Annotated in this window: 7 protein-coding genes and 1 tRNA gene; 6 read left to right on the forward strand and 2 right to left on the reverse strand. The window is 63.1% G+C overall.

From position 1 onward, the window contains the following. Positions 1-38 precede the first annotated feature (38 nt). The 6 genes from VNT00_RS09890 to VNT00_RS09915 all read left to right on the forward strand — a co-directional run bounded on the left by VNT00_RS09890 (position 39) and on the right by VNT00_RS09915 (position 4,671). Entirely contained in the window at positions 39-671 is a 633-nt protein-coding gene (locus VNT00_RS09890) for a YbhB/YbcL family Raf kinase inhibitor-like protein (RefSeq protein WP_325586964.1), read from the forward strand. A gap of 204 nt (positions 672-875) precedes the next feature. Next, a complete protein-coding gene (gene glyA / locus VNT00_RS09895) occupies positions 876-2,120 on the forward strand; it encodes a serine hydroxymethyltransferase (RefSeq protein ID WP_325586966.1) in 1,245 nt (414 codons plus the stop codon). 37 nt (positions 2,121-2,157) lie between these two features. Further along, positions 2,158-2,634 carry a transcriptional regulator NrdR gene (gene nrdR, locus VNT00_RS09900; RefSeq protein ID WP_325586968.1) on the forward strand — a complete coding sequence of 159 codons (477 nt, stop codon included), beginning with the start codon at positions 2,158-2,160 and terminating at the stop codon, positions 2,632-2,634. 3 nt (positions 2,635-2,637) lie between these two features. After that, positions 2,638-3,801 (forward strand): bifunctional diaminohydroxyphosphoribosylaminopyrimidine deaminase/5-amino-6-(5-phosphoribosylamino)uracil reductase RibD, encoded by a 1,164-nt coding sequence (gene ribD, locus VNT00_RS09905; protein ID WP_325586970.1) that lies wholly within the window; start codon positions 2,638-2,640, stop codon positions 3,799-3,801. 61 nt (positions 3,802-3,862) lie between these two features. Next, positions 3,863-4,486, forward strand: a complete 624-nt coding sequence (locus tag VNT00_RS09910) for a riboflavin synthase (protein ID WP_325586972.1) — start codon at positions 3,863-3,865, stop codon at positions 4,484-4,486. A 94-nt stretch (positions 4,487-4,580) separates the two neighbouring features. Beyond that, a tRNA-Ser gene (locus VNT00_RS09915) sits at positions 4,581-4,671 on the forward strand. 105 nt (positions 4,672-4,776) lie between these two features. Here VNT00_RS09915 and VNT00_RS09920 read toward each other — a convergent pair. Both VNT00_RS09920 and VNT00_RS09925 read right to left on the reverse strand, forming a co-directional pair. Beyond that, complete coding sequence (locus VNT00_RS09920) at positions 4,777-5,391, reverse strand: ABC transporter ATP-binding protein (protein WP_325586974.1); 615 nt, start codon at positions 5,389-5,391, stop codon at positions 4,777-4,779. 47 nt (positions 5,392-5,438) lie between these two features. Continuing rightward, the coding region (locus VNT00_RS09925; protein WP_491700829.1) for a dioxygenase family protein at positions 5,439-6,000 on the reverse strand (562 nt) is incomplete at its 5' end.

Genomic DNA, 6,000 nt, shown 5'->3' on the forward strand with positions numbered 1-6,000 from the left:
ATTCATTGCTTTGTTAACGGACTAGCTTAGGAGGTCTTATGAAGCTTTCCAGCACTTCATTCCAGGATCAGGCGCGCATTCCCGAGCGCAACGCCTTCGGGAAGGTCGACGCGGCATCGCACGTGGCCCTGGCGGGCAATGCCAACCCTCAATTGGCCTGGGCCGACGCGCCCGCGGGCACGCAGTCGTTCGCGCTTATCTGCCACGATCCCGATGTGCCCAGCCGTCCCGACGACGTCAACCAGGAAGGGCGCGAAGTGCCCGCCGACCTGCCCCGTGTGGACTTCTACCACTGGGTGCTCGTCGATATCGCTCCCACGGTTTCCCAGATCGCCGAAGGCGCCTATTCCAACGACGTGACCCCGCGCGGCAAGCCGGGGCCAAGCGCGGCCAACGGCACGCGCCAGGGCATCAATGGCTATACCGCCTGGTTCGCCGGCGACCACGACATGAAGGGCGATTATTTCGGCTACGACGGCCCCTGCCCGCCCTGGAACGACGCCATCCAGCACCGCTATATCTTCACGCTGTATGCGCTGGACATCGCCCGGGTTCCGGTCGATGGCGCCTTCAATGCCGAAGACGTGCTCAAGGCCATTCAAGGCCATGTCCTCGAGCAGTCCTCCATCATGGGCTGGTATACGCTGAACCCCCGGCTGCTGAAAGCCTGATGCCGCCGTTGCGCGCGGGCGTGGCGAGCCCGCGGTCAATATGAGTTTTGCGCATGCTAACTTGAAACGCGCTGCGCGATAGGCCGGATTTCTTGCGAAATTCGGCCTTTTGCATGCTATTGCCGGCCATATCCACGGGCCTGCGCGACATTCGCGGTAAAATGCCGGCTATCTTATCCGCTGTACCAATCTCTAGGAAGCTTCATGTTTGACCGTTCACGCACACTCGACCAAGCCGATCCCGAAGTATGGGCCGCGATCCAAAAGGAAAACGTCCGCCAGGAACAGCATATTGAACTGATCGCCTCGGAAAACTACACCAGCCCCGCCGTCATGCAGGCGCAGGGCACCCAGCTTACCAACAAGTATGCCGAGGGCTATCCGGGCAAGCGCTACTACGGCGGCTGCGAGTACGTGGACGTGGTCGAGCAGTTGGCCATCGACCGCCTGAAGCAGCTATTCGGCGCCGAGGCGGCCAATGTGCAGCCCAATTCGGGCTCGCAGGCCAATCAGGGCGTGTACATGGCGGTGCTCAAGCCGGGCGATACCGTCCTGGGCATGAGCCTGGCCGAAGGCGGCCATCTTACCCACGGCTCGCCGGTCAATGCCTCGGGCAAGCTGTACAACTTCCTGTCCTACGGCCTGAATGCCGACGAAGCCATCGATTACGAGCAGCTCGAACGCCTTACCAAAGAACACAAGCCCAAGCTCATCGTGGGCGGCGCGTCGGCCTACTCGCTGCGCATCGATTTCGAACGCATGGCCAGCATCGCGCACGACAACGGCGCGCTGTTCATGGTGGACATCGCCCACTATGCCGGCCTGGTCGCCGGCGGCGTGTATCCCAACCCCGTGCCGCATGCCGACTTCGTCACTTCCACCACGCACAAGTCGCTGCGCGGTCCGCGCGGTGGCGTCATCATGATGAAGGCCGAATTCGAAAAGGCGGTCAACTCCGCCATTTTCCCCGGCATCCAGGGCGGCCCGCTCATGCACGTCATTGCCGGCAAGGCCGTGGCCTTCAAGGAAGCGCTGGCTCCCGAATTCAAGGCCTACGCCGCCCAGGTCGTCAAGAACGCCGACATGCTGGCGCGCACGCTGGTCGAGCGCGGTTTGCGCATCGTGTCGGGGCGCACCGAAAGCCACGTCATGCTGGTCGACCTGCGGCCCAAAGGCCTTACCGGCAAGGCGGCCGAGGCCGCTCTGGGCCAGGCGCACATCACCGTCAATAAAAACGCCATTCCCAACGACCCGGAAAAGCCCTTCGTGACCAGCGGCATCCGCCTGGGCACGCCGGCCATGACGACGCGCGGCTTCACCGAAGACGACGCCAGGCTCACCGGCCACCTCATTGCCGACGTGCTCGACAATCCCGGCAGCGAGACCGCCATTGCCGACGTACGGGCTCGCGTTCACGAGCTTACGGCGCGTCTGCCAGTCTACCGCTGACACAGGCAACCCTCTGCAAGGGGGGTTGGCAGCCCATATGAAATGCCCATTCTGCAGCAATCCCGATACTCAGGTCATTGACTCCCGGGTCTCCGAAGAGGGCGACGCCATCCGCCGGCGCAGGCGCTGTACCGCCTGCGACCGGCGTTTTACCACCTACGAGCGCGCCGAGCTGGTCATGCCGGCGGTGGTAAAGCGCAACGGCACGCGCGTCGAGTTCGACCAGGGCAAGCTGCACGGAAGCCTGAAGCTGGCGCTGCGCAAGCGCCCGGTCAGCACCGAAGAAGTCGATGCGGCGGTGGCCCGCATCGAGGAAAAGCTGCTGGTCAGCGGGCGGCGCGAAGTCAATTCCGACTACCTTGGCGAGCTGGTCATGGAAGAGCTGCGCAAGCTCGACCAGGTGGCGTATGTGCGTTTTGCCTCGGTCTACAAAAGCTTCGAGGACATCGGCGAATTCGTGAAGGCCATCGACGAAATCACCGTACCGGAAAAACCCAAGGGCAGGCGGGGCTGATCGGTGGGCGTACTTTCTTCTCCCTACCCGGGTTCGGCGGTCGATGAGGACCAGCGCTGGATGCGCCAGGCCATAGCGCTGAGCTACGAATCGCTTTACATTACCGCCCCCAATCCGCGCGTGGCCTGCCTGATCGTCAAGGACGGGAAGCTGCTGGCCTCGGGCGCCACGCAACAGGCAGGCGGCCCCCATGCCGAAGTCATGGCCTTGCGCCAGGCGCAAGAGCGGGGGCTTGATGTGGCGGGGGCCACGTTCTACGTCACGCTGGAGCCTTGCAGCCATTACGGCCGTACGCCGCCTTGCGCCGATGCCCTGGTCAAGGCCAGGCCGGCCCGCGTGGTGGTGGCCATGCAAGACCCAAACCCGCTGGTCGCGGGGCAGGGCATCGCGCGCCTGCGGGCGGCCGGCATCGCGGTGACCACATCGGTATGCGCCGAGCAGGCCCTGGCCGTGAATCCGGGGTTCGTGGCGCGCATGACGCGCGGCACCCCCTGGCTGTGGCTCAAGTCCGCCGCCTCGCTGGACGGGCAGACCGCCTTGCAGAATGGCGTGTCGCAATGGATTACCGGTGCGCCGGCCAGGGCCGACGGCCATCATTGGCGGGCACGCAGCTGCGTGGTGCTTACCGGCTCGGGCACGGTGCGCATCGACAATCCCCAATTGAATGTGCGCGAGGTGGAAACGCCGCGCCCGCCCATCAAGGCCGTCATCGACACCCGCCTCGAAATCGATGCGGACGCGCGTTTGCTGGACGGCACGAAAACCTGGGTGTTCACCTGCAACGACGATGCGGACAAAGCGGCCAGGTTGGCCGACCGCAACGCCGAGGTCATCGTCATGCCCGCCACCGGGAGGGGGCGCGTCGATCTGCAGGCGGTCATGCGCTGGATGGGCCGGCACGACATCAACGAAGTGCATGCCGAGGCGGGCAAGCGAATGGGCGGCGCCCTTCTGGCGTCGGGCTGCGTCGATGAATTGCTGGTTTACCTGGCGCCCATGGTGCTTGGCCCCGGCATGGGCATGTATGGCTTGCCCGCGCTGCACGCGCTGGATCAGGCGTTGCGTTTCGAATTCTTCGAAACCCGCGCAATCGGCGAGGACATACGCTTGCGGGCGCGTGTGGCGGCGCGCTGGCAAGAGTTGCTGCGCTCGGTCGAGGCCGGCTAGTCCCGAACCGTGCCGGATTACGGTTTTCAGTTTTCAGTATTACTGTTGGAAGAGATCGATTATGTTTACAGGAATTGTCGCCGCCGTTGGCGAAATCGTGGATGTATCGCCGCTGCGCAATGGCAGCGAGGATGCCGGCGTGCGCCTTGCCATACAGGCGCCCGATTTTCCCCTGGAGTCCACCAGGCTGGGCGACTCCATCGCCATACAGGGCGCCTGCATGACGGTCGTGGAATTTTCCGGCGACACCTTCAAGGTGGATGTCTCGCGCGAAAGCCTCAATTGCACGACCGGCCTGGATGCCAAGGGCGCGGTCAACCTGGAACACGCCTTGCGGCTGGGCGATTCCCTGGACGGCCACCTGGTTTCCGGCCACGTGGACGGCATGGGCTCTGTTACGCGCTTTGAGCCTGTGGGCGAGTCCTGGGACCTGCGCATCCACATCCCGCGCAACCTTGCCAAATACCTGACCTACAAAGGCTCCATCACAGTCAACGGCGTAAGCCTTACCGTCAACCAAGTGGACGACGATGACAACGGCTGCGAAATCCGCATCAACCTCATCCCTCATACCGTGCAGGTCACGACCCTGAAGAATTTGCAGGCCGGCTCGCCGGTCAACCTGGAAATCGACATGATCGCGCGCTACGTCGAACGCCTGGTGGGGCTGCGGCACATCGATTGAAGGTTTCTCTGCCGGGAGGCTTGCAGAAATACAAAACCCGCCATTTCTGTTAGAATGGCGGACTTCGCTTTGTGTCTTTGCACAAAAGCGGTCAGGACAGGTGGCCGAGTGGTTGAAGGCGCACGCCTGGAAAGCGTGTATACGTGAATAGCGTATCGGGGGTTCGAATCCCCCCTTGTCCGCCAGGAACAACATAGAAACCCGCATGTTTAATTACATTGCGGGTTTTTTATTTCCAAGCGCTCAGCGTCACGGAACCAGTCTCCCCGACTGCGGTGCCGCGGTTTCGCCTAGCGCAACTCCGCAACCTTGATCGCGCGCGCCGAGCAGGCTTGCACCAGTTCCGGGTCGTAGCTGGCGAACAGCACGACCCGGTCCCGGGACCAGGTTTTGAACAGTTCGGCCAATACGGCGCAGGCTGGTGAATCGAGCCCGTTGCTGGGGCCGTCCGCGATGACGACGGCTGGGTCGCCCAGGGCGGCGGCCGTCAGGAAGACCTTGCGGCGCATGCCGGTCGACATTTGCTCGAAGCGTTTGTCCAGGTGCGGCTCCAGATCCAGTCGGTACGCCAGATCGAGCACGGCGTCGTCCACCGCCGTGTTCTTTTCCTCAGTCACTCGTTCAAGCAGTTGGCGTCCCGTCAGCATGGGGAACGCCATGCAGTTGTCGGGCACGTAGGCCAGGCGGGCCTTGGCTTGTTGCGGTTCGCGGGCCAATGAATGCCCGTCTATCCAGACGTCCCCTTCATCGGGCGCAAGCGCGCCGGCGATGATGGCCAGCAGGCTGGATTTGCCGGTGCTGTCTTCTTCGCACAGCGCGTAGCACCCGGGCTGGAAGGTTTGGGTCAGCCCCTGGAAGACCGGATGATCGCCGTAGCGCTTGCCAAGATTGTCGATGCGTAACATGCGGGAAGTGTACGCGAATATGTCCGGCGGGGCTGTTGCCTGGCTGCTTATTGCTTGTCGCCCACCGGCGTGAGCACGAAGTCGAAGTGCGAGCGCCAAAGGGTTTCGCCATTTTCGACTTTTTCGAAGGGCGCGACGAGGGTCTGCTTGACGCCGAACACGGTGTCCGAGGTGATGTAGAAGTCGTCGCCGTCGAAGGTATGGGTGACCAGTTTCTGGTAGCCGGGAGCGGTGATGAGGAAGTGCATATGGGCCGGACGATAGGGGTGGCGCCCCAGGGCGGCCAGCATCTGGCCTACGGGGCCGTCGTCGGGAATAGGGTAGGACACGGGCTTGATGCCGATGAAGCTGTACTTGCCGTCCGCTTCGGTGGTGAAGATGCCGCGGTTGTTCCATTTGGGCTGGACGCCGGGCTGCTGCACGTCGTAATAGCCTTCGGCATTGTCCGACCACACGTCGAGCCGCGCGCCTTTAATGGGGTTGCCCTGCAGGTCGAGGATGCGGCCCTCGAACAGACAGCTTTCTCCCTTGCCGTCCAGGGTGATGTTGGCGCCCATGGGGAACTCGGGCGCGCCGTCGACATGGAACGGGCCGAAAACCGTGTTCTCG

This window comes from Eoetvoesiella sp. (genome assembly GCF_035555955.1).
In the GTDB taxonomy this organism is placed as follows: domain Bacteria; phylum Pseudomonadota; class Gammaproteobacteria; order Burkholderiales; family Burkholderiaceae_B; genus Eoetvoesia.